We start from the raw sequence: 21430 nt of genomic DNA on the forward strand, positions 1-21430 counted from the left end.
GTCGAGCGTCACGCCAGCGTGACTGTCGCGAGTGTCGCGCCAGTGTGGCTGTGGCTGTCGAGCGTCACGCCAGTGTGGGGCGGTAGCAGTTGGGGTGTCGATGCTTGTGCTTGCGCACGTCGAGTGTCACGCCAGCGTGGCTGTGGCCGTCGAGCGTCACGCCAGCGTGACGCCCCCAGCGCCGGGGGCGCAAACATCGGCTTGCGAGTCGGGCCTACAACCGGAGCGCGCGATAGGTGTGCCGGACGAACCTCGGTTGCGCGGTCCGCAGCCGGGCCAGCGTCGGATTGCCCGCGACTGCCGCGGCCGCGTTCACCGTCAGGTCGGGGCAGTACTGAATTAGGTACATCAGGATCAGGTCCGCGCTCGGGTCGGCCTGCCACCACGTCCCGTAGGCGCCCGGCCAGCTGAACGTCCCCACGCCGCCCGGCCCGAACAGCGGGGTGGCCTTGGCCGGGTCGGTCACCACCGACAGGTTCAGGCCGAATCCGCGTCCCACCCAGTACGGCGACCCGAGGAAGTTGTGCCGCTTCTGCTCCTCGGTCAGCCGGTCGGTGCGCATCAGCGCCACCGACTCCGGGGTCAGGACCCGAACGCCGTCGACCGACCCGTCGCCCAGCAACATGCGCACGAATCGCAGATAGTCGTCGGCCGTCGACCACAGCCCACCGCCGGCGTTGCAGAACGTCGGGGGCTTGACGTGCGGCGGACCCATCACGTCGTGCCGCAGCCGGCCGTGCTCGTCGTGCCGGTACATGGTGGCGGCCCGGGATCGCGCCTCAGGCGTGACGAAGAACCCCGTGTCCGGCATGCCCACCGGTCCGAGCACCCGCTCGTCGAAAACCTCGTAAAGCGGCTTGTCCTCGATGCGGGACAGGATCACGCCGAGCAGGTCGATGGCGTGGCTGTAGGTCACCTTTTCGCCCGGTTGATGCACCAGCGGCAATTCGGCGAGTTCGCTCAGCCAGACGTCGGAGCCCTGGTTGAACGGCAGCCGCAGATACGCCTGCGCAATCGGACCGGTCACTGAAAAGCCGTATGCCAGGCCGCTGGTGTGGGTGAGCAGGTCCTCGATCAGGATGGGCCGTCGCGCGGGATGGGTGCGGTCCAACGGGCCACGCGGATCGTCGAGCACCTGCAGGTCGGCCAGCTCCGGCGCCCACCGGGTGATCGGATCGCGCAACGTCAGCTTGCCTTCGTCGACCAGGCTCATGACCGCTGCCACCGTCACCGGTTTGGTCATGGAGGCGATGCGGAACAACGTGTCGCGCTGCATGGGTAGGCCGGCCTCGACATCCCGATACCCGATTTCGTTGACCTGCAACACTTCTCCGTGCTGCCAGACCACCGTGAGGGCTCCGGCCAGCAGACCCGCCTCGCACACCTCGCGGATGGTCGCCTGATTGCCGTCGAGATTCACTCGGGTAGGTTAGCGGCCCGGCCGCGCGCGCGGGAAATTGGCGTTTCCGCAAAGATCGACCGAGGCCGCCGCACCGGTCAGACCCCACCGTTAGTTGCTGCCGGGAAACGGTTTGCACCGCGCGGGCCGCATGTTACTGTCGCGCTCTCCGGCAAAGTGATCTGGTGAACGCGCTGTGAGGGCGGCGACTCGGGAGAATGGTGTCGTTGCTGGTGAACCAGGGTGCGGGTGTGCAGTCACCGAGGTCCGCGATGAAGGGTGGGGGCGCGACGCCCAGGCTCCGTCCACACCGTACGACGAGGGTAGCGACCCGCTGCTCAATACCACCGGTTGGTTAACTCAGCAAAGGCTGGCCATGAATGGCTTGATCTCACAAGCGCAAATCTCCCATCGACCCGTCTCCCGTAAACCCTCGACCCCGGTGTCTGTCGCGATCCTGTTCGCCGCAGCACTTGTCGCGACCGTCATCACCGGCTGCGGCGGAAACAAGTCCTCCGAGCCGTCCAAGTCCTCGGGATCCTCGACCACGTCGGCGACGAGCGGAGCCGCTGGAACGTCCGGATCGTCCACGGCCCCCTCACCCGACGCGCAACAGCTGCTGACGGACAGTTCCAAAGCCACCACCGGGCTGCGCAACGTGCACATCAATCTGTCGACCGCCGACATCAACACCTTGCCGATGGAATCGGTCAATGCTGATGTGACCAATGAGCCCGAGAATCTGGGTGGACGGGCCGTCGGCGACGCCACCATCAGGTTGCAACCCAAGACTCCCGCGGTACCCAAGACGTTCATCGTCACCAACAAGACCATGTTCATCAAGGACGACGCCGGCAAGTACAACTCGGTCGGCGAGGCGGTCAAGTTCTACGACCCAGGCGTGGTGCTGGACAAGGAAAAGGGTATCGGCGCGGTCATCGCGAAGGTCCAGAACCCGCAGGTTGCCGGGAACGACAACATCGACGGGGTCGCCGTGATCAAGGTGACCGGGACCATCGACCCGGCGGTCGTGGACCCGCTGGTGCCGCAGATCGGCAAGGACGCCAAGGGCCCATTGCCGATCACGCTCTACATCGCCGACGTCAAAGCGCCGGGGGCGCCCGGCACGCCGCCGAGCGCATATCTGGTGCGCATGGTGCTCGACAAGGACAAGGGTCACGTCACCATCAACTTGTCCAAATGGGGTGCGCCGGTGACCATTCCGAATCCGGAAGGTTAGCCGGGCAGTCTCCGATCGGGACCGACCCGGGCAAGGCGGCATCGCTCGAGCGACCGACGCGCCCGGGTCGCATCCCGTTTGACGTGCACTTTCTAACACCGAACAGACATCCTTTGAGAATCCTCCAAGGCTCCTCCAAGGCCGGCCCTCCACCATTTGGGCCAGCTCGCCGGAAAGCCCGGCGCGCAGCCGATTTCATTCGACCAGACCCGGAGGACCACGAATGACCAACGACCTCCCCGAGGTTCGGGAGCGCGGCCTTGCGCCGGGTCCTGAGCCCGGGCGGAACGGGGAAGCTCAAGAGCGGGGCCCCGGCCCGCGTCCCGGGCCTCCGCCGGGCGGCCCGCCGGTGCTTCCCGACGTGTGGGTGTACAACGGGCGGGCCTACGATTTGAGCGATTGGATCGACAAGCATCCCGGTGGCGCCTTCTTCATCGGGCGAACCAAGAACCGGGACATCACCGCGGTCATCGAGTCATACCACCGCGACCCGAAAGTGGTCGAGCGCATCCTTGATCGCCGCTATTCGCTGGACCGCGCCGCAACTCCGCGCGACATCCATCCCAAGCACAACGCGCCGCCGTTTCTGTTCAAAGACGACTTCGACAGCCGCCGGGACACACCGAAATACCGGTTCGGCAATCAGGAAGACCTGATGCACCGGGTCAAGACGCGGCTCACCGAGCCGGTGCTGGCCGCGCGAATCAAGCGCATGGACCGCGTTTTCAACATCGTGGTGGTGCTCCTGGCCATCTCCTATTTCGGGGTGCAGGCGGTGCGTTTGATCGAGCCGCGGTGGATGCCGTTGTGGGCGTTCGTGTTTGCGATGGTGCTGCTGCGCAGCTCGCTGGTCGCCTACGGCCACTACGCCCTGCACCGTGCCCAGCGGGGCCTGAATAGGGTGTTCGCCAACACATTCGACCTGAATTACATCGCGTTGGCGCTGGTCGTGGCCGACGGTCACACCCTGCTGCACCATCCGTACACGCAGAGCGACGTCGACATCAAGAAGAACGTCTTCACGATGATGATGCGACTGCCGCGGCTGTATCGCATTCCGGTGCACACCCTGCACAAATTCGGTCACCTTCTCACCGGTATGGCCGTGCGGATCGCCGACGTGTGGAACATGACCCGCAAGGTCGGTGTCGAAGAGGGCTACGGGAGTTGGCGCAATGCGCTGCCGCATTTCCTCGGGTCGTCCGGGGTGCGATTGCTGCTGGTGGCCGAGATGGTGGTTTTTCTGGCAGCCGGCGACTTCTGGGCCTGGGCTTTGCAATTCGCCGTCACGCTGTGGATCAGCACCTTTCTGGTGGTGGCCAGCCACGAGTTCGAGGACGAGGACAGCGCCGCCGTGCCCGCAGGACAGGACTGGGCCGTCGATCAGGTCCAGCACGCCAACGACTTGTCGGTGCTCGGCAACCGCTACGTCGACTGCTTCCTGTCGGCGGGCTTGAGCTCGCACCGCGTCCATCACGTATTGCCGTTCCAGCGCAGCGGATTCGCCAACATCGTCACCGAGGACGTGCTGCGCGAGGAGGCAACGAAGTTCGGTGTCGAATGGTTGCCGCCGAAGAGCTTCTTCGGCGACCGGCTGCCCAAGCTGTGCCGCAGCTATCTGTTGTCGCCGTCGCGGCCGGCGCGGGAACGCAAGTGGGGCGTGGTGCGCGAACATCTTTCGCCGACGGCGTTCAAGGACAGCGCCAGGTACGTGGTGGCCGGCTTCGTCGGGATCGGGTCGGTGTGAGTACCCCTACGGAGGGCGGCGTGATGTTCCCCGCCGCAGCAGAAGTCGAAGTCCGGCTGGCTCAGTTGCCGCCGGCGCCACCGACCACGGTGGCGGTCATCGAGGGCATCGCGACCGGTTCGCCGCCGCGGGTCGTGCACCAGGCCGATGCCGCCGAGCGAGTCGCGGAGCTCTTCGACGATCCCGAACAGCGGCAACGGATCCCGCGGCTGTACCGCAAGACGCGGGTCGGGGCCCGCCGGATGGCGGTGGACCCGCTGGATCCCGCGTTCGACGCGTTCCGCAAGGAACCCGGCACCGTCCGGGACCGGATGAACCTGTTCTTCCAGCACGCGGTTCCGCTGGCGGTCGACGTCAGCAGACGTGCTCTGGCCGGTCTGCCGTACCGGACCGACGAGATCGGGCAGGTGGTGTTCGTCACCAGCACCGGATTCATCGCACCGGGTGTCGATGTCGCGATCGTCAAGGAACTGGGATTGCCGAAATCGGTGTCGCGCGTCGTGGTGAACTTCATGGGCTGTGCGGCGGCGATGAACGCCATACGCACCGCCGCCACCTACGTTCGGGCCCATCCGAGCATGAAGTCGTTGGTGGTGTGCATCGAATTGTGTTCGGTGAACGCCGTTTTCGCCGACGATGTCAACGACGTGGTGGTCCACAGCCTGTTCGGTGACGGGTGCGGGGCGTTGCTGATCGGCGCCAGCCAGGTGCACAAGCAGCTGCCGCAGGGCAACGTGGTGATCCGCAGCGCGTTCACCCAGCTGCTCGACGACGCCGAAGACGGCATAGTGCTGGGCGTCAACCACAACGGCATCACCTGCGAACTGTCGGAGAACCTACCCGACTACATCTTCCGCAGTGTCGCACCGGTGGTAGCAGAAGTATTGCGGGACAATGGATTACAGAAATCCGACATTGATCTGTGGGCGATCCATCCCGGTGGGCCCAAGATCATCGAGCAGTCCGTGCGATCGTTGGGTATCGGCCCGGAGCGGGCGTCGCACAGCTGGGAGGTGCTGGCCCGGTTCGGCAACATGCTCAGCGTCTCGCTCATCTTCGTGCTGGAACTCATGGTGCGACAGGCGGATTCGGCCAAGCCGATCTCGACGGGCGTGGCGTTCTCGTTCGCGCCGGGGGTCACCGTAGAAGGCATGTTGTTCGACATCATCCGGGGTGAATGAAATGAGCAATCGGCTGAGCGAGCGGGTGCTGTACCGCGAGTTGATGACCGACAATCTGCGCTGGGATGCGTTGCAGTTGCGCGAGGGCGACATCGTCATCTCCACGCCGCCGAAGTGTGGGATGACCTGGACGCAGCGGTTGGTGTCGTTGCTCGTCTTCGACGGGCCTGAGCTGCCCGGACCACTGTCGACGGTGTCGCCGTGGCTCGACCAGACGATCCGGCCCATCGGCGAGGTCATCGCCGTCCTCGACGCGCAGCGGCACCGGCGGTTCATCAAGACCCACACGCCGCTGGACGGCCTGGTGCTCGACGACCGGGTCACCTACCTGTGCGTGGGGCGCGACCCGCGTGACGCCGCGGTGTCGATGCTGCATCAGACGACCAACATGGATCGCGCGCGGGTGCGGGCGCTGCACGAGATCGCGGTGCCTCCGCAAGAGCGCCTGGGTCCGCCGGGACCCGAACCCGGTCCGCTGGGCCGCGGACCGATCGACGAATTCCGGCACTGGCTGGAAGGGCCCGCGCTGCCGCCACCCGGGGTGGGTTTCACCCCGCCGAAGGGAATCGGCACTCTGGCCAACGTGATGCACCAGTTCGGCAAGGTATGGGAGCGCCGCCACCTGCCCAACGTGGCGCTCCTCCACTACGCCGACTATCAGGCCGATCTGGTGGGGGAGATGCTGCGCCTTGCTGCGGTACTCGGCTACGACCTGAGCCGCGAGCGTGCGCAGGAGCTGAGCCGGCATGCCTCACTCGGTGAAATGCGTTCTCGGGCAGCCGAAGTCGCGCCGAACACCACCGACGGCATCTGGCGCAGCGATGAGCAGTTCTTCCGTCGCGGCGGCAACGGTGAGTGGCAGGAGTACTTCACCCGCGACGAGTACCGCCGCTACAACCACCGGATCAACCAGCTTGCGCCCCCGGACCTGCTTGCCTGGGCGCACGAGGGCCGCCGCGGGTACGACCCGGAAGTAGTCGCGGCGTCAGGTTAGTCCGCTCAACCCGTCCGCTCCGAATACGAACCCGCCGCCCCCGCCGGTGCCTGGATTACCTACCGGGCCGCCGACGCCGCGGTTACCGCCGTTGCCGCCGTTGCCGATCAACACCGCGTTCCCTCCGGAGCCACCCGCGCCGCCGAGACCCCCACTGACGTTGTCGCCACCGGCCCCGCCGGCACCGGCGACACCCAGAATGGCGACGTCGCCGCCGCGGCCACCGTTTCCGGCCGACGCACCACCGATCGTGATGCCACCGGTTCCTCCGTCACCGCCGAAACCGATGATGACGGCGCCGTTGCCGCCGCTGCCGCCGTCGCCTCCCGGGCCGGTCAGCCCGACTCCGCCGGTGCCACCGGGGCCACCACTCAGGCACAGCACCAGCGCATCGCCCCCGTCACCGCCGGCGCCCCCGGTGAGTCCGAAGCCACCGGTCCCGCCGGTTCCGCCGATGCCGAACAGGAGGCCGGGATTGCCGCCGGTCCCACCCTGACCGCCGGTGCCGGTCGCGCTGACGCCGGCGGCGCCGCCGGCGCCACCGGGACCGCCCACCAGCGCGCCCACCCCGCCGGCTCCGCCGGTGCCGCCGAGCAGGCTGCCGCTGCCACCCGACCCGCCGTTGCCCCCGACCGCGGTGACCACGCCGCCGAGAGGTCCGGCCGATCCGCCGGCCCCGCCCGTCCCGCCCAGTATTCCGCCGGTTCCCCCAACGCCGCCGTTGCCGCCGGATCCGAACAAGCCACCGCCACCGCCGCCGCCGCCTACGCCACCCCGGAAGGAGTCGGCCAGCGTGGACCCACCGGCGCCGCCGAATCCACCGCGGCCGAACAGCAGTCCGCCGCTGCCGCCGGCCCCGCCGATCCCGCCGTCGCCGGTCGCGCAGTATGCACCGGTGCCGCCGGTGCCGCCGGCGCCGATCAATCCGCCCGCACCGCCGCCGCCTCCGCCGGTGCCGCCTGCTCCGGCTGACCCGCCGGCGCCACCGGTGCCGAGCAGGATTCCGCCCGCTGCACCGTCGAGGCCGGAGCCGGTCGGCGCGTTGGCCCCGTTACCGATCAGTGGACGGCCCAGCAGCGCTTCGGTGGGGGCGTTGACAACGTTGAACGCGCCCTGCAGCGGCCCCGCGATGCCGGCGGATCCGGCGGTGCCGACGGTGACCGGCGAGAACCCGCCGTTGCCGCCGTTGCCGGCGACACCGATCAGCCGGGCATCACCGCCCGCGCCGCCGATACCCCCCGTCCCGGCCGAGCTGTCACCGCCGGCCCCGCCGGCGCCGCCATTGCCGATCAGCAAGCCGCCCCGCCCTCCGGCCCCGGCGGCTCCGCCGTTCCCCAGTTCACTGAACCCGCCGGCAGCCCCAGCGCCGCCGTTGGACACCCAGCCGCCGTCACCGCCCGCGCCGCCGGTCCCGCCCAGACCCGAAATGCTCTGTCCGCCAACACCACCGGGTCCTCCGTCGGAAAGGAACATGCTCGCCGCACCGCCTGCGCCGCCGCTCCCGCCCGCCCCGGATCCGCTCGCCGCCCCGCCACCGCCGCCGGATCCGCCCGCGCCGACCAGGAACCCCGCAGTTCCGCCCGGTCCGCCGGCGCCGCCGTTGTCGAAGACGCCCACCCCGCCGGCGCCGCCGCTCCCACCCGGTCCGGCCGGCAGGCCCGCAGCGCCACCCGCCCCGCCCGCACCTCCGGTGCGGCCGACCCCGCCGTCGCCGCCGTTGCCGCCGCCCTCGGCGACCATCTGGCCCATGAACCCGGCGGCGCCGCCCCCGCCGCCGGTGCCGCCGACACCGGTCGGGTTTGCCCCACCGACTCCGCCGGGCCCGCCCCCGCCGAGCCACACCCCGGATCCGCCGGCGCCACCGGCGCCGCCCAGTCCGGTCGCGCTGCTGGACATTCCGCCGCTGCCGCCGGCGCCGCCGTTGCCGAGCAGCAGGCCGCCGGCCCCGCCCGTACCGCCGTTGCCGCCGACGCCGGCCGTCATGCTGCCACCAGCGCCGCCGGGACCTCCGTTGCCGAACAGGCCGGCTGCGCCGCCGTTGCCGCCGTGTTGTCCGGGGTCGCCCGATCCGCCGGCGCCGCCGCTGCCGATCAGCCAGCCGGCCGCGCCACCGTTCTGACCCGATCCCGGCGCGGCGTTGGCGCCATTGCCCACCAACGGGCGCCCGGTCAGTGTCTGCACCGGGTCGTTCACCGAGGCCAGCAACGTCTGCAACGGACCGGCGTTGCTCGCCTCCGCGCTCGAGTAGGCACCCGCCCCGGTGCTCAGCAGCTGTACGAACCGGGTGTGAAATGTCATGGCCTGGCCCGCGACCGCCTGGAACTGCTGTCCATGTCCGGAAAAGAGCGCCGCGATCGACGCCGACACTTCGTCATTCGCGGCCGCCGCGATGTGTGTGGTGGAATTCGCGGCCACCGCCTGGGCCGTTCGAATCAGGTCGGCGACGCGGGCCGCATCACCGGCAGTGGCTTGCAGGATTTCTGGTACGACACCGACAAACGACATGGTGTTTGGCTTCCTTCGACGTGGACGGGAACCACGCGTGGTCCGCCGGAATAGCCCTGCGGGCTGAGCCGGGGGTGCCCGGGCAACATCGCCCTAAACGTGCAGTCGCCGTCCGGCGCATCGTGCCCGTTTGGGCCGCAGAACGAACGATTGCCTGGTTCTGGCCCGCCGTCAGTGCTGTGCGCGGATGATCTGACCGGGGGATATCGGGTTGGTCCCGGCGGCGACGCGGCTCGCACCGGCGGGAGCAGCACAGTGCTGTGGCATCGGGGAGGGGCCGAGGGATGAACTTTGTCATGCTGCCGCCGGAGGTCAATTCGGCGCTGATGTTCGCAGGGGCGGGGACGGGGCCGATGTCGGCTGCCGCGACATCCTGGGAGCTGCTCGCGACGGAGATGAACGCGTCGGCGGCGGGATTCTCCTCGGTGATCTCCGACCTGACCGGGCAGGCGTGGCAAGGCAGTTCGTCGGTTGCCATGACCGAGACCGCCGCCCGGTATGCGTCCTTCTTGAATGTGGCTGCGGCGCAAGCGGAATTGGCAGCGCGCCAGGCGCAGACCGTGGTGAGCGCGTTCGAGGCAGCGCAGGCCGCCACGGTGCGTCCGTTGGTGGTCGCAGCCAACCGGAACAACCTGGTGGCGTTGGTCGTCTCAAACCTGTTCGGCCAGAACGCGCCCGCGATCGCCGCCGTCGAGTCGGTCTACGAGGAGATGTGGGCGCGCGATGTGAGCGCGATGGCCGGTTATCACGGCGAGGTTTCGGCAGCGGCAGCGCAATTGCCGTCGTGGCAAACCGCTGCGCTCGACCTGGTCAATGCACCCACTCAGGTGCTGCTGGGACGACCGCTGGTCGGCAACGGGGCCGCCGGCACGGCGAGCAATCCCGCCGGAGGCGCCGGGGGGCTGCTCTTCGGCGACGGCGGCGACGGCTACTCCAACTCCGCGCCGACGGGCAGCGGCGGCAGCGGCGGGTCCGCCGGCCTGGTCGGCACCGGGGGGAACGGCGGCAACGGTGGTACCGCGGGATTCGGCGGCGCCGGCGGAACAGGCGGGCTGCTGTTCGGTGCCGGAGGCCAGGGTGGCGGTGGTGGGGCCGGCGGCGCCGGCGGCAACGCCGGTCTGCTCGGGTTCGGCGGTGCCGGGGGCGCGGCTACCGGCGCGGGCCAACCCGGGGGCAATGGCGGAAGCGGTGGAGCTCTGGCCGGCAATGGCGGTGGCGGGGGCTTCAGCGCGTCCGGCAACGGCGGTGCCGGAGGCAGCGGCGGCGCCATCGCGGGCAGCGGGGGCGACGGCGGGTCGAGTGGGTCGGGCAACGGCGGCGACGGTGGAGCGGCGGCGGTCATGTTCGGCAACGGCGGCAGTGGCGGCAGTTCGTTGTTCGGCGGCGACGGTGGCGACGGGGGCGCCGGGGCGTCCCTGGCCGGCAGCGGCGGCAACGGCGGCAACGGGGGACAGGCCGCCCCCGGTGGCAACGCCGGTGACGGCGGCAACGGCGGCGACGCGGGTGACTTCGGCAGCGGCGGTGCCGGCGGCGCGGGTGGCAACAACCTGGTCGGCACGGTTGGCGCGATCGGCGGCAACGGCGGTAGCGGCGGCGCGTCCGTCATCGGCAACGCCGGTCCCGGCGGCAACGGCGGCGCCGCGCAGACAGCCAACGGGTTCGCCCAGGGTGGCAACGGTGGCAACGGCGGTAGCTCGGCAGGATCGGGCACCGGTGGCTTCGGCGGACTCGGCGGAGATGCGAGCTCACTCACCGGCGACGCGACCGGCGGCCGGGGCGGCGCCGGTGGCAGCGGTGGGTTGACCGGCAACGGCGGACCGGGCGGCAACGGCGGTGACGCCGAGGCCGGGTTGGTCGCGCGCGGCGGCGCCGGCGGCCCCGGTGACAACGGCGGCATCGTCGCCCCGGGCGGCAATGGCGGCAACGGCGGCAACGGTATTGGCGGCGTTGACGGTTTCGGCGGCAACGGCGGGGCCGGAGGTAACGGCTTCGGCGACGCCGATGGCCGCGGCGGCTTCGGCGGTTTCGGCAGCACCGCCGACGGCGCACCGGGTTGACTTTCGTTGCTGCGCTGACATTTCACATCGGTTGCGGTTGGGCAAAGTTACGGCAGCGTCCCTGCGGCGAGGGGGCCGGTACCGCCTGTCCGGCTATAGTGTTGGCTCCTATGAGCGGACGGCACAGATGCGAGAAGCCCTGGCGCACAGCGCTTCACGCAACCATGTCGGCATTCGCGGTGGCACTGTTCGGGATCGGCGCCGCCCCCGTGGCCGACGCGGCTGCCGCCACCGCGACGTTGACGGTGGAACACACCTGGCAGACCGGTTTCATCGCCCGCTTCATCGTCACCAACATGAGCGTGGCGCCGCTGACCGACTGGAAGCTGGAATTCGACCTGCCGGCGGGCGAATCCGTTTCGCATACCTGGAACAGCACGGTCACCCAGGTGGGCACGCACTACGTGATCACCCCGGCGAACTGGAATCGCACGATTGCCCCCGGTGGTACCGCCAACGGCGGCATGCGCGGCGTGTTGTCCGGTACCTATTCGCCGCCCGTGAACTGCCGGATCAACGGGCAATACTGTTCCTAGCGACGGCATCCAGCCAGTGGCGCAACAGCTCTGTGATTCGTGCAAAAGTCGCGCATAGGCAGGCAATTCGCGCAGAGGTGGGCAAACCACCGAGGGTGTCCGAATCCGGGACAGCTGAGCCGTATGGGACTGAAGTGACCAACATCCTTTTCGGCCTCCGCTGAGCCGCTGCCGGCGCCGAATCACCCACCCCAGCCCGTGTTAGGCTGCCCGGCAGTCGACATCCTTTAACGATCCGTCCGGAGAGGCGGAGAAGGAGGTCAAGCTCTCGTATGGGTGCTGTCCGGGAACCGCGAGAATTGATGTCAGCGGCCGACGTTGGTCGGACCATCTCTCGTATGGCTCATCAGATCATCGAGAAGACCGCACTGGACAACCCCGACTCGACCCGTGTTGTCCTGCTGGGAATCCCCACCCGCGGCGTCACACTGGCGGGCCGGCTGGCCGCCAACATCGCCGAATTCAGCGGCGTCGACGTCGGCCACGGCTCGCTGGACATCACCCTCTACCGCGATGACCTGATGATCAAACCGCCGCGACCACTGGCCGCGACGTCGATCCCGGCCGGCGGCGTCGACGACGCACTGGTCATCCTGGTCGACGACGTGCTGTATTCCGGTCGCTCGACCCGCTCCGCCCTGGACGCGCTGCGCGACGTCGGACGTCCCCGGGCAGTGCAACTGGCCGTCCTCGTCGATCGCGGCCACCGCGAGTTGCCGGTGCGCGCGGACTATGTCGGCAAGAACGTGCCCACCTCGCGCAGCGAGAGCGTGCACGTGCGGTTGCGCGAGGACGACGGGCACGACGGCGTGGTGATCACCCGATGACCAGGCGACACCTGCTCAGCGCCGGGGACCTGACCCGCGACGAGGCCACCGCGATACTCGACGACGCCGACCGCTTCGCCCAAGCCCTGGTGGGCCGTGACATCAAGAAACTCCCGACGCTGCGTGGACGCACCGTCGTCACGATGTTCTACGAGAACTCCACCCGCACCCGCGTCTCGTTCGAGGTGGCCGGCAAGTGGATGAGCGCCGACGTGATCAACGTCAGCGCGACCGGGTCCTCGGTCGGCAAGGGCGAGTCGTTGCGCGACACCGCGCTGACCCTGCGCGCGGCCGGCGCCGACGCGCTGATCGTGCGGCATCCCGCCTCGGGTGCGGCGCATCTGCTCGCCGAGTGGACCGGTCGCCAAGATGGTCCGTCGGTGATCAACGCCGGTGACGGCACCCACGAGCATCCCACCCAGGCTCTGCTGGATGCGCTGACCGTGCGGCAACGACTCGGCGGCATCGAGGGTCGCCGGGTGGTGATCGTGGGTGACATCCTGCACAGCCGGGTGGCCCGCTCCAACGTGATGCTGCTGCACACCCTGGGTGCGGAGGTGGTGCTGGTCGCGCCGCCGACCCTGTTGCCGCGCGGGGTGGAGAGCTGGCCGGTCACCGTGTCCAACGACTTCGACGCCGAACTGCCTGCTGCCGACGCGGTGCTGATGTTGCGGGTGCAGGCCGAGCGGATGAACGGCGGCTTCTTCCCCTCGGTGCGCGAATATTCGGCGCTGTACGGACTGTCCGCGCGGCGCCAGGCGCTGCTGCCCGGACACGCCGTGGTGCTGCACCCGGGCCCGATGCTGCGCGGTATGGAGATCTCCTCTGCGGTCGCGGACTCGTCGCAATCGGCTGTGCTGCAACAGGTTTCCAACGGTGTGCATGTGCGCATGGCGGTGTTGTTCCACGTTCTGGTGGGTGCCGAGGAGGCGGCGGCATGAGTGTGCTGATTCGGGGCGTCCGACGCTACGGTGCGGGCGATCCCGTCGACGTGCTGGTGGCGGACGGCCAGATCGCTGAAATCGGTGCCGGACTCGAGATTCCCGACACCGCCGACGTCATCGACGCCTCCGGTCAGGTGTTGCTGCCCGGCTTCGTGGATCTGCACACGCATCTGCGCGAGCCCGGCCGGGAGTACGCCGAAGACATCGAAACCGGTTCGGCGGCAGCCGCTCTCGGCGGTTACACAGCGGTGTTCGCGATGGCCAACACCGATCCGGTGGCCGACAGCCCGGTGGTCACCGACCACGTGTGGCACCGGGGTCAGCAGGTCGGCCTGGTCGATGTCCACCCGGTCGGTGCGGTCACCATCGGGCTGGCCGGCAAAGAGCTCACCGAGATGGGGATGATGCATGCCGGTGTCGCCGGGGTGCGGATGTTCTCCGACGACGGCATCTGCGTGCACGACCCGCTGGTGATGCGCCGCGCGCTGGAATACGCCACCGGGCTGGGGGTGCTGATCGCCCAGCACGCTGAAGAGCCGCGGCTGACCGTCGGGGCGATCGCCCATGAAGGGCCCACTGCCGCCCGGCTCGGACTCACCGGATGGCCGAGGGCCGCCGAGGAATCCATCGTCGCCCGCGACGCCCTGCTGGCCCGCGACGCCGGAGCCCGGGTGCACATCTGCCACGCCTCCACCGCCGGCACCGTCGAGCTGGTGAAATGGGCTAAGGAGCAAGGTATTTCGATCACCGCCGAGGTCACCCCGCATCACTTGCTGCTGGACGATAGCAGGCTGGCCAGCTACGACGGGCGCAATCGGGTCAACCCGCCCCTGCGCGAGGCCGCCGACGCTATCGCGCTGCGTCAGGCCCTGGCCGACGGGGTAATCGACTGTGTGGCCACCGATCACGCCCCGCATGCCGAGCACGAGAAGTGCGTCGAGTTCTCCGCGGCGCGTCCGGGCATGCTCGGCCTGCAGACCGCGTTGTCGGTGGTGGTGCAGACGATGGTGCGTCCGGGCCTGCTGACCTGGCGTGACGTCGCCCGGGTGATGAGCGAGAATCCGGCGCGCATCGTGGGGCTGCCCGATCAGGGCCGGCCGTTGGAAGTGGGGGAGCCGGCCAACGTGACCGTGGTCGATCCGGACGCCACCTGGACGGTCACCGGCGGCGAGTTGGCCAGCCGTTCGGCCAACACGCCATACGAGTCGATGACACTGCCTGCGACGGTCACTGCGACGCTGTTGCGCGGCAGGGTCACCGCCCGAGACGGGAAGAGTCCGGTATGAATTCAGGCACCATGGTGGGATCGCTGATCTTTGCGGCGGTCCTGGTGGTGTTGCTGGCGGTGGTCATCCAGTTGATGATGCGGGGCTGGCGACGCCGGGCCGAACGGCAGGTGGAGCTGGTCGGCGAGCTGCCCGACCTGCCCGACGAGGTGGGGGCCGCCCTGATCACCACGCCCGGCCTCTACGTCGGTTGCACTCTGTCCCCGGCCTGGAACGACCGGATCGCCGTCGGCGATCTCGGGTACCGCAGCAAGGCGGTGCTGACCCGCTACACCGGCGGGATTCTAGTGGAACGCATTCGTGCGCAACCGATCTGGATTCCGCGGGAGTCGGTGGTGGACATCCGTTGTGAGCGCGGCATCGTCGGCAAGGTGGGTGTGCGCAACGGGATCCTGGCTATCCGGTGGCGGTTGCCGTCGGGCACCGAGATCGACACGGGGTTCCGGGCGAACAACCGGGACGACTATGCGAAGTGGTTGGAAGAAGAGGAGCCCGGGCAAGTGAGTTGCGTCGATGACGATGCAGGGGGGCAACCGCCCGCCGGCGGGGAACGAACCGACGAGGAGTGGCGCACATGAGTCGAGCGCTGCTGGTGCTGGAGGACGGGAAGGTTTTCGCCGGCACCCCGTTCGGCGCGGTCGGGCAGACACTCGGTGAGGCGGTGTTCAGCACCGGCATGTCCGGCTATCAGGAGACCCTGACCGACCCCAGCTACCACCGTCAGATCGTGGTGGCCACCGCCCCGCAGATCGGCAATACCGGCTGGAACGCCGAGGACGGCGAGAGCCGCGGCGATAAGATCTGGGTCGCCGGCTACGCGGTGCGCGACCCGTCGCCGCGCGCGTCGAACTGGCGCGCCACCGGCACGCTGGAGGACGAGTTGGTGCGCCAGCGCATCGTCGGGATCGCCGGGATCGACACCCGCGCGGTGGTCCGCCATCTGCGCAGCCGCGGCTCGATGAAGGCGGGCGTGTTCTCCGGGCCGGCTCTGGCCGATCCCGAACAGCTGATCGAGCGGGTGCGCGCGCAGGAGGCGATGCTGGGCGCCGACCTGGCCGGCGAAGTCAGCACGCCTGAGACGTACACGATCGAACCCGAAGGGCAGCAACGCTTTACCGTGGCCGCGCTGGATCTGGGTATCAAGACCAACACCCCGCGTAACTTCGCCAAGCGCGGGGTACGTAGCCACGTGCTGCCCGCCGGGGCGAGTTTCGAGCAGATCGCCGAGCTCAGACCCGACGGAGTTTTCCTGTCCAACGGGCCCGGCGACCCGGCCACCGCCGACCACACTGTCGCCCTCACCCGCGAGGTGCTGGGCGCCGGAATCCCGTTGTTCGGCATCTGTTTCGGCAATCAGATCCTGGGCCGGGCGCTGGGGCTGTCGACCTACAAGATGGTGTTCGGCCATCGCGGGATCAACATCCCGGTGATCGACCACGCCACCGGACGGGTGGCGGTAACGGCGCAGAACCACGGCTTCGCATTGGAAGGGGAGGCGGGCCAGCGGTTCGACACGCCGTTCGGCCCAGCGGTGGTGAGCCACACCTGTGCCAACGACGGCGTTGTCGAGGGCGTCAGACTCGTTGACGGAAAGGCTTTTTCGGTGCAATACCATCCGGAGTCCGCGGCCGGCCCGCACGATGCGGAATACCTGTTCGACCAGTTCATCGACCTGATGGACGGGAACCGCTAGTGCCGCGACGCCAAGACCTCAACCACGTGCTGGTGATCGGCTCCGGGCCGATCGTAATCGGCCAGGCCTGCGAATTCGACTACTCCGGCACCCAGGCCTGCCGGGTGCTGCGCGCCGAGGGACTGCAGGTCAGCCTGGTCAACTCCAACCCGGCCACCATCATGACCGACCCGGAGTTCGCCGACTTCACCTACGTCGAACCGATCACCGCCTCGTTCGTGGAGAAGGTGATCGCCCAGCAGGCCGAGCGCGGCAACCGGATCGACGCGCTGCTGGCCACCCTGGGCGGCCAGACCGCGCTCAACACCGCGGTGGCGCTCTACGAGCGCGGCGTGCTGGAACGGTACGGCGTGGAGCTCATCGGCGCCGACTTCGAAGCGATCCAGCGCGGTGAGGACCGGCAGCGGTTCAAGGACATCGTCACCAAGGTCGGCGGCGAATCCGCCCGCAGCCGAGTGTGTTTCACCATGGACGAGGTGCGGGACACGGTTGCCGAACTGGGCCTGCCGGTGGTGGTGCGGCCCAGCTTCACCATGGGCGGTCTCGGCTCCGGCATGGCCCGGTCGGTCGAGGAGGTCGACCGGATCGCCGGCGCCGGGCTGGCCGCCAGCCCCAGCGCCAACGTGCTGATCGAGGAATCCATCTACGGCTGGAAGGAATTCGAACTCGAGCTGATGCGCGACGGCCACGACAACGTGGTGGTGGTGTGCTCGATCGAGAACGTCGACCCGATGGGTGTGCACACCGGCGACTCGGTCACGGTGGCGCCGGCGATGACGCTGACCGACCGGGAATACCAGCGGATGCGCGACCTGGGCATCGCGATCCTGCGCGAGGTCGGCGTGGACACCGGCGGCTGCAACATCCAGTTCGCGATCAACCCCGACGACGGACGGCTGATCGTCATCGAGATGAACCCGCGGGTGTCGCGTTCGAGTGCGCTGGCGTCCAAGGCGACCGGCTTCCCGATCGCCAAGATCGCCGCGAAGCTGGCCATCGGCTACACCCTCGACGAGATCGTCAACGACATCACCAAGGAAACCCCGGCCTGCTTCGAACCCACCCTGGACTATGTGGTGGTCAAAGCGCCGCGTTTCGCCTTCGAGAAGTTCCCCGGCGCCGACCCGACCCTGACCACCACCATGAAGTCCGTCGGCGAGGCAATGTCGTTGGGCCGCAACTTCGTCGAGGCGCTGGGCAAGGTGATGCGCTCGCTGGAGACCACCCGCGCCGGGTTCTGGACCAAGCCCGATCCGCCCGATTCGACGCTGGACGAGGTGCTGACCCGATTGCACACGCCCACCGAAGGCCGGCTCTACGACATCGAACTCGCGCTGCGGCTGGGCGGTTCGGTGGAGCAGGTGGCCAAGGCCAGCGGTGTCGACCCGTGGTTCGTGGCCCAGATCGACGAGTTGGTGGCCCTGCGCGCCGAACTCGTGGACGCACCCGTGCTCGACGCAGAACTGCTGCGTCACGCCAAGCACTGCGGGCTGTCGGACCGCCAGATCGCCGCGCTGCGACCGGAACTGGCCGGCGAAGACGGGGTGCGCTCGCTGCGCGAACGGCTGAACATCCACCCGGTGTACAAAACGGTGGACACCTGCGCGGCCGAGTTCGAGGCCAAGACGCCGTATCACTACAGCAGCTACGAACTCGACCCGGCCGCCGAGACCGAGGTCGCCCCGCAGACGGTGCGCCCCAAGGTGCTGATCCTGGGTTCCGGCCCCAACCGCATCGGGCAGGGCATCGAGTTCGACTACAGCTGCGTGCACGCGGCAACCACGTTGAGCCAGGCCGGTTTTGAGACGGTCATGGTGAACTGCAACCCAGAGACGGTGTCCACCGACTACGACACCGCCGACCGGTTGTACTTCGAGCCGCTGACGTTCGAGGACGTGCTGGAGGTGTTCCGCGCCGAGGAGCAGTCCGGGGCCGGCGGCCGGGGTGCCGGCGGTGTCGCCGGGGTCATCGTGCAACTGGGCGGCCAGACCCCGCTGGGGTTGGCCCAACGCCTGGCCGATGCCGGGGTGCCGATCGTCGGGACCCCGCCGGAGGCGATCGACCTGGCCGAGGACCGCGGCGCGTTCGGCGACGTGCTCAACGCCGCGGGCCTGCCCGCCCCCAAGTGGGGCACCGCGACCACGTTCGACCAGGCGCGTCGTATCGCCGCCGACATCGGCTATCCGGTGCTGGTCCGGCCGTCCTACGTGCTCGGCGGTCGCGGCATGGAGATCGTCTACGACGAGGCGACCCTGCGCGGCTACATCACCCGCGCCACCGAACTGTCCCCCGAGCACCCGGTGCTCGTCGACCGCTTCCTCGAGGACGCGGTCGAGATCGACGTCGACGCGCTGTGTGACGGCGCCGAGGTCTACATCGGCGGGATCATGGAACACATCGAGGAGGCCGGCATCCACTCCGGTGACTCCGCGTGTGCCCTGCCGCCGGTGACGTTGGGTCGCAGCGATATCGAGAAGGTCCGGAAGGCGACCGAGGCCATTGCCCGCGGGATCGGTGTGGTGGGTCTACTCAACGTGCAGTACGCGCTCAAGGACGACGTGCTCTACGTATTGGAGGCCAACCCGCGGGCAAGCCGCACCGTCCCGTTCGTGTCCAAGGCAACCGCGATCCCGCTGGCCAAAGCCTGCGCGCGAGTCATGTTGGGCGCCAGTATTTCTCAGCTCCGCAGCGAGGGCATGCTGGCCGAGACCGGGGACGGCGCCAGCGCGGCGCCGGATGCCCCGATCGCGGTCAAGGAAGCCGTGTTGCCGTTCCACCGGTTCCGCCGCGCCGACGGTGCCGCGATCGATTCGCTGCTCGGTCCGGAGATGAAGTCCACCGGCGAGGTGATGGGCATCGACCGCGATTTCGGCACCGCCTTCGCCAAGAGCCAGACAGCCGCCTACGGTTCACTGCCCGCGCGGGGCACGGTGTTCGTGTCGGTCGCCAACCGGGACAAGCGGTCGCTGGTGTTCCCGGTCAAGCGGCTGGCCGACTTGGGTTTTCACGTGCTGGCCACCGAGGGTACAGCGGAGATGTTGCGCCGCAACGGAATTCCGTGCGACGAGGTCCGCAAGCACTTCGAGGCGCCGCAGGACGGGCGGCCGGTGGTGTCGGCTATCGACGCGATCCGGGCCGGCGAGGTCGACATGGTGATCAACACGCCCTTCGGCAACTCCGGCCCGCGCATCGACGGTTACGAGATCCGCTCGGCCGCGGTGGCGGTCAACATCCCGTGCATCACCACGGTTCAGGGCGCCTCGGCCGCCGTGCAGGGCATCGAGGCCGGCATCCGCGGTGACATCGGCGTGTTGTCGCTGCAGGAGCTGCACCGCAACCTGGGTTCGCGTAACGGCCACGATGGCTAGTTTCGGGGCCCGGCTGGCCGCGGCCAGGGCACAGCGCGGGCCGTTGTGCCTGGGCATCGACCCGCACCCCGAACTGCTGCGGGCGTGGGATCTGCCGGCCACCCCGGCCGGGCTGGCCGAGTTCTGCGACGTCTGTGTGCAGGCCTACGCCGGGTTCGCGGTGGTGAAACCTCAGGTGGCGTTCTTCGAGGCGTACGGCGCGGCCGGCTTCGCGGTGCTCGAGCAGACCATCGCCGCGCTGCGCGCCGACGGCGTGCTGGTGCTGGCCGACGCCAAGCGGGGCGACATCGGGACCACGATGGCCGCCTACGCCGCGGCCTGGGCGGGGGATTCGCCGCTGGCCGCCGACGCGGTGACGGCGTCGCCCTATCTGGGATTCGGCTCGCTGCGCCCGCTGCTGGACGTCGCGGCGGCCCATGACCGGGGGGTGTTCGTGCTGGCGGCCACCTCCAACCCCGAGGGAGCCACGGTGCAGCGCGCCGACGTCGGTGGCCGCACCGTGGCGCAGTTGATCGTGGACCACGTCGCGGCCGCGAACGCTGCGGCGCAACCCGGCTCCGTCGGCGTGGTCGTCGGCGCCACCGTCCTCGACCCGCCCGATCTGAGCGCTGTCGGGGGACCGGTCCTGGTGCCCGGGGTGGGAGCCCAGGGCGGCCGTCCCGAGGCGCTGGCGGGGCTCGGCGGGGCCGGGGCGGGCCTGCTGTTGCCGGCGGTCTCGCGTGAGGTGCTGCGCGCCGGCCCGGGTGTCGCGCAGGTGCGCGCGGCCGCCGAGCGCCTGCGCGACACCGTCGCGTATCTAGCCGGCGCCTGACTGGCCCACCCGGACCACGATCGCGCTAGCGTTGTCGTGCCCGCCGGCGGCGTCGGCCGCGTCCAGGATTCCGGTCACCGCCCGCTGTGGGTCGCTGTCCTGCAGGAAGGCCTCCAGGAATGCGTACGGGACCTGTTCGGCGACGCCGTCGCTACACAGCAGGAAGGCGTCGCCGGGACGAGGATTGACGTTCAGGACGTCCGGCTCCGGTAGGTCCGGGTGCCCGATATAGCGGGTCAGCTGATAGCGGGCGGCCCCGGCTTCGTGTGAATCGAAGGCATACCAGCCGTTGACCGCGCCCAGCCACGCCATCGTGTGGTCCACGGTCAGCTGCTCCAGCAGCTCGCCGCGTAACCGGTAGGCCCGCGAATCGCCGACCTGGGCGATCCACAGCCCGTCCCGGCCGGCGGCCATGGCGGTGAGCGTGCACCCGGTCAGCGCGCCGAGTTGGCGGCCGATCGCGCGGACGCGCTCCTGCGCTTCGGCGACCGCTTCCCGAATGCTCGCCGGCGTGATCTGCGCCCCGGTCAGGGCTGCCACCACGGTGTCTACCGCGGTCTGCCCGGCCAGCGCGCTGCCGCGTCCGTCACCCATGCCGTCGGCGACGACCGCCAGCAGCGGATCGGTGCCGAGGTGCACGACGTCGTAGTTCGCCTGATAGCGGCGTCCGATGTGGCTGCCGGCCGCGGTCCGCCAGTCCAGCATGAGGGCAGTATCGCAGCTCTGCGGGCGGTTCCCGGCGCCGGGAAGCGCCGCGCCGCACGTGCGCGACACGCGCGGACACGCCGCGGCGATCCGTGATCCTGGGCACGGGGACCGGCGCGCACCCCCCGACCGTGGGT

The 21430-nt window shown here is 69.4% G+C and carries 15 protein-coding genes and 1 pseudogene; 13 read left to right on the top strand and 3 right to left on the bottom strand.

Features of this window, described 5'->3' with window-relative positions; all coding sequences use genetic code 11:
* Positions 1 to 214: 214 nt before the first annotated feature.
* A complete protein-coding gene (locus tag AC5Y3Z_RS05160) occupies positions 215 to 1420 on the bottom strand; it encodes a serine hydrolase domain-containing protein (RefSeq protein WP_473139554.1) in 1206 nt (401 codons plus the stop codon).
* Positions 1421 to 1841: 421 nt separating this feature from the next.
* Here AC5Y3Z_RS05160 and AC5Y3Z_RS05165 point away from each other — a divergent pair, with 421 nt between their 5' ends.
* The 4 genes from AC5Y3Z_RS05165 to AC5Y3Z_RS05180 all read left to right on the top strand — a co-directional run bounded on the left by AC5Y3Z_RS05165 (position 1842) and on the right by AC5Y3Z_RS05180 (position 6561).
* Positions 1842 to 2639, top strand: a complete 798-nt coding sequence (locus tag AC5Y3Z_RS05165) for an LppX_LprAFG lipoprotein (RefSeq protein WP_473139555.1) — start codon at positions 1842 to 1844, stop codon at positions 2637 to 2639.
* Between the two features lie 223 nt (positions 2640 to 2862).
* Complete coding sequence (locus AC5Y3Z_RS05170) at positions 2863 to 4386, top strand: fatty acid desaturase (RefSeq protein ID WP_473139556.1); 1524 nt, start codon at positions 2863 to 2865, stop codon at positions 4384 to 4386.
* Between the two features lie 23 nt (positions 4387 to 4409).
* Complete coding sequence (locus tag AC5Y3Z_RS05175) at positions 4410 to 5567, top strand: type III polyketide synthase (protein WP_463825441.1); 1158 nt, start codon at positions 4410 to 4412, stop codon at positions 5565 to 5567.
* Between the two features lies 1 nt (position 5568).
* On the top strand, positions 5569 to 6561 hold the full coding sequence (locus AC5Y3Z_RS05180) for a sulfotransferase domain-containing protein (RefSeq protein ID WP_473139557.1): 993 nt from the start codon (positions 5569 to 5571) through the stop codon (positions 6559 to 6561).
* On the opposite strand, the gene AC5Y3Z_RS05185 is transcribed toward AC5Y3Z_RS05180, so the two are convergent.
* The gene (locus AC5Y3Z_RS05185; protein ID WP_473139558.1) at positions 6553 to 9066 is read right to left on the bottom strand and encodes a PE family protein; all 2514 of its coding nucleotides are present in this window, start codon (positions 9064 to 9066) and stop codon (positions 6553 to 6555) included. The genes AC5Y3Z_RS05180 and AC5Y3Z_RS05185 overlap by 9 nt on opposite strands.
* Before the next feature lie 284 nt (positions 9067 to 9350).
* Here AC5Y3Z_RS05185 and AC5Y3Z_RS05190 point away from each other — a divergent pair, with 284 nt between their 5' ends.
* The 9 genes and pseudogenes from AC5Y3Z_RS05190 to pyrF all read left to right on the top strand — a co-directional run bounded on the left by AC5Y3Z_RS05190 (position 9351) and on the right by pyrF (position 20588).
* Entirely contained in the window at positions 9351 to 11123 is a 1773-nt protein-coding gene (locus AC5Y3Z_RS05190; RefSeq protein ID WP_473139559.1) for a PPE family protein, read from the top strand.
* Between the two features lie 110 nt (positions 11124 to 11233).
* Entirely contained in the window at positions 11234 to 11659 is a 426-nt protein-coding gene (locus tag AC5Y3Z_RS05195; protein ID WP_473139560.1) for a cellulose-binding domain-containing protein, read from the top strand.
* A 272-nt stretch (positions 11660 to 11931) separates the two neighbouring features.
* Positions 11932 to 12486 carry a bifunctional pyr operon transcriptional regulator/uracil phosphoribosyltransferase PyrR gene (pyrR, locus tag AC5Y3Z_RS05200; protein WP_463825017.1) on the top strand — a complete coding sequence of 185 codons (555 nt, stop codon included), beginning with the start codon at positions 11932 to 11934 and terminating at the stop codon, positions 12484 to 12486.
* Positions 12483 to 13427, top strand: a complete 945-nt coding sequence (locus AC5Y3Z_RS05205) for an aspartate carbamoyltransferase catalytic subunit (protein ID WP_463825018.1) — start codon at positions 12483 to 12485, stop codon at positions 13425 to 13427. Before pyrR ends, AC5Y3Z_RS05205 begins: the two co-directional genes overlap by 4 nt.
* Positions 13424 to 14716, top strand: coding sequence for a dihydroorotase (locus AC5Y3Z_RS05210; protein WP_463825019.1), 1293 nt, complete (start codon positions 13424 to 13426; stop codon positions 14714 to 14716). The genes AC5Y3Z_RS05205 and AC5Y3Z_RS05210 overlap by 4 nt, the downstream gene beginning before the upstream one ends.
* Positions 14713 to 15201, top strand: a pseudogene (locus tag AC5Y3Z_RS05215) (PH-like domain-containing protein); the annotation flags it as partial. The gene AC5Y3Z_RS05210 and the pseudogene AC5Y3Z_RS05215, both read left to right, overlap by 4 nt.
* Before the next feature lie 89 nt (positions 15202 to 15290).
* Entirely contained in the window at positions 15291 to 16409 is a 1119-nt protein-coding gene (gene carA, locus AC5Y3Z_RS05220) for a glutamine-hydrolyzing carbamoyl-phosphate synthase small subunit (protein WP_463825020.1), read from the top strand.
* Positions 16409 to 19777 (top strand): carbamoyl-phosphate synthase large subunit, encoded by a 3369-nt coding sequence (carB, locus tag AC5Y3Z_RS05225; protein WP_473139561.1) that lies wholly within the window; start codon positions 16409 to 16411, stop codon positions 19775 to 19777. Before carA ends, carB begins: the two co-directional genes overlap by 1 nt.
* Complete coding sequence (gene pyrF, locus AC5Y3Z_RS05230) at positions 19770 to 20588, top strand: orotidine-5'-phosphate decarboxylase (protein WP_473139562.1); 819 nt, start codon at positions 19770 to 19772, stop codon at positions 20586 to 20588. The genes carB and pyrF overlap by 8 nt, the downstream gene beginning before the upstream one ends.
* Here the strand turns inward: pyrF and AC5Y3Z_RS05235 are convergent.
* Positions 20574 to 21293, bottom strand: a complete 720-nt coding sequence (locus AC5Y3Z_RS05235) for a PP2C family protein-serine/threonine phosphatase (RefSeq protein ID WP_473139563.1) — start codon at positions 21291 to 21293, stop codon at positions 20574 to 20576. The two genes, pyrF and AC5Y3Z_RS05235, sit on opposite strands and share 15 nt — an antisense overlap.
* Between the last annotated feature and the right edge of the window lie 137 nt (positions 21294 to 21430).

It is taken from the genome of Mycobacterium sp. NGS61 (assembly GCF_059812325.1).